The following is a 2,858-nucleotide window of genomic DNA, read 5'->3' as shown; positions in this document are numbered from 1 at the left end:
TAGCTAGAACCCGAACGGGTGTCTCTACCAGGTTCAAAAGTTTGAGCTACCTTCTCAGATTGAATGGCTGAGGAAGGCTGTGTTGATTCTATAACTAAGTCAGATGCAGAATTAAGATTAGCCGCAGGAGTTTCACTTATTTGTTCTGCCTGATTTGTAAGAGCATTAGTAGAGGGAGAATTTGTATTTTCAGCACTAGCTGGTAAAATACTACCAATAATAGCCACAGTAGCACTCGCTAGCAGAATAGAAGTGCGCTGGAAAAGAGTTGTAATCATAAATATTCCTTGCTTTTCATCCTCTTGTTTCTAGTATTGGCAACAAATGTGAAGAGAAAGTGACAGATATTAGATATTAACTTTTTGCTCATAATTTGGTGAAAATTGTTTGATTTTGTGATGGCTTTATTCAAGTAGAAAACATAGTTAAAAGTAAAATGCCTAACTTATTAAATAATTCATCTGTCTGGATACTGCAAATGTATAATTCTTTAGGCACAAATTAACCAGAAAGAAAATTTATATCTTTTGATAGTTGGCTTATAATTTATATAATTTGATTTGGATGAAATAAAGAAAGATTTTATCGAGAATGCTTGTGTCTGCGTTGATTATTATCTCTATCCGAATTAGGTTCTTGAGATTCTGGAGATTCGTTGTGATTTTTGCCGGAAGTATGGATAGCATATTCTTCTGGCACAATCGGAGAGCCGTCTATTTTAGCGTAAATTTTAGTAAATTCTGCTCCTAGAAATAAGATGTGAGCGGCATAATAAATCCATGTATTTATAATTACAAACGAGCCAGCGACACCATAGGCAGAACCAATGTCAGTCTGACTGAGAAATAACCCAAAGAAAAACTGACCAATCATAAATAAGATGGTGGTAATTGCCGCACCCACTCCAGCACACCGCCATGCAACTTGAGCGTCGGGTAAAATGGTATATATTGCGGCAAATAGAAATGTCAAAATACCAAATGAAAGTAAAAAGCTGAGAAATTGCCACAGAAAACTTAAGCCAGGTAATAAATCGCTTAAGTAATTAACTGTGACGAATAAAAGGTTTCTGACTATATAAGAAACAAATAGTAAAAAAGCAATGACTAACACCATTGCAAAAGATAAAACTCGTTTCCGTAAGAAATGAAAGATTTGTCAAGATATTCATAGACTTCGATACTCTTGCTCTCTATATCTGTGCGTGAGCTTTTCATCTTTTTCATTTGGTAATGCGGAGAATTTTATCCTGCTGTGAAGGGCAACTCCCTCGTCCATCACAGTTACTAGTTGTGACATACAACTCGCCATCTGGCCCCATAATTGCCTCTCGGAGTCGTCCGTATTTACCTTGCAAATACACCTCATGACGCTCGACTTTCTGGGGTGATTGTGGGTTGAAAACGACACGCTGCAAGTGTTCGGAACGAAGGGTAGGAATGATTAAACTACCCTTCCATTCAGGAATAGAATTTCCAGTATAAATTGCTGCTCCACCTGGAGGTAAGGCTTGACGCCAAACAATGGACGGAGTGATAAGTCCTTCTCCTGATTCACAACGGTAGATGGTAGGCCAGCCGAGGTTGTCTCCTGCTCTGGCGACACTGACTTTATCGTGACCACTTCTACCTAACTCACCACTGGGGCCGTGGTCTGTTACCCATAGTGTTGATGCATCATGCCAATCAAACCCTTGAGTGTTGCGAATACCAGAGATATATACAGGATTTTTGGGAAAGGGATTGTCTTGCGGCACTTGTCCGTCTGGCGTCACACGCAAGATTTTCCCAGCAAGGCTATTAACATCCTGGGAACTTTGCGGATCTCTCGCATCGCCAGTCCCAATATAGAGCATTCCATCAGCACCAAAGCGAATGCGACCACCATTGTGATACACTGCTACGGGAATGTTGTCGAGAATTATTCTATCTGACGAGGCACTGAGTCCATTTTCGGATAATTGCCATCGTTCAACGCGATTCACCTGCGACCCATTTCTATCAGCAGTATAGTACACGTAAAAAAGTCGGTTCTCGGCAAAGTTGGGATGAGTCGCAATGCCAAGTAAACCACCTTCCCCGCTATCTGTAACATTAATAGTGGCTACAGGTTTTTGGATAAGTTTACTATCCCGCACGAGGCGAACGCGTCCAGGTCTTTCACTGATTAACATATCTTGGTTTGGGAGAAAGGCAATTCCCCAAGGAACTTCAAGACCCGTTACCACTTCTTCAGCCTGTACATTTACCTCCCCTTGTGAACCAAAGCCATTGTCAACGAGAGTACACACTTGATTGTTGGTAGAAGTTTTTTGACTGACTGGTTCAGTTGTTTCTATTTCTTGATTGTTAGTGTTTGCCGACTCAGATGTTGGTGAAGCACAAGAAGAAATTCCCAGTGCAAACATGGCAACAAGTAGTTTTCCTACAACAATTCTTGTCATGTTCATAAGTATATTTTTCCAAAAATTTCTGCTTGTGTAGCCTTTCAAATAGCTAATTGAAGAAGACTTAAAAATTCAAAATTTAGGAACAAAGGCAAAGACTCCGTTCCTAACTCCTGAATTCTGATTTATCCATTAGATAACAGTGTTATAGAAACATTCTGTAAATTTACTAGGGATAGAAGTGGTGTTTTGACTATCCAGTTACTATTATAAATATACTCAACCTCATAGCCTCTATCCACAGACCTACTTCAAGCCTAACAGAGTCGAAGGCAAGTAGTTTCTCGGAAAGAGGTTGGAAAACTTAGTGGTGGGTGTCAAATCGATACCCACCACTAAATTTTCGGAGTTGCTGATTGCGGTATGAAAAATAATTTTGTGTGATTTCAAAATCCTTGTAGAGACGTTGCAT

Annotated in this window: 2 protein-coding genes and 1 pseudogene; all 3 read right to left on the bottom strand. The window is 39.8% G+C overall.

Translation table 11 applies throughout. The annotated features are described in order from the left end of the window. Positions 1 to 278: pseudogene (locus RRG12_RS42550) on the bottom strand (hypothetical protein); the annotation flags it as partial. A 304-nt stretch (positions 279 to 582) separates the two neighbouring features. Next, a complete protein-coding gene (locus RRG12_RS42545) occupies positions 583 to 1,155 on the bottom strand; it encodes a YihY/virulence factor BrkB family protein (protein WP_420760794.1) in 573 nt (190 codons plus the stop codon). A 67-nt stretch (positions 1,156 to 1,222) separates the two neighbouring features. Further along, entirely contained in the window at positions 1,223 to 2,449 is a 1,227-nt protein-coding gene (locus tag RRG12_RS42540) for a PQQ-dependent sugar dehydrogenase (protein WP_420760769.1), read from the bottom strand. Between the last annotated feature and the right edge of the window lie 409 nt (positions 2,450 to 2,858).

The sequence above is a fragment of the Nostoc sp. CALU 546 genome (assembly GCF_048836525.1).
The sequence above is the reverse complement of the archived record's forward strand: the minus strand, read 5'-3'. Positions and strand labels throughout refer to the sequence as shown.

Excerpts from the sequence above, each read along its gene's own strand:
- RRG12_RS42540 (WP_420760769.1), bottom strand. The coding sequence starts at position 2,449 with ATGAACATGACAAGAATTGTTGTAGGAAAACTACTTGTTGCCATGTTT.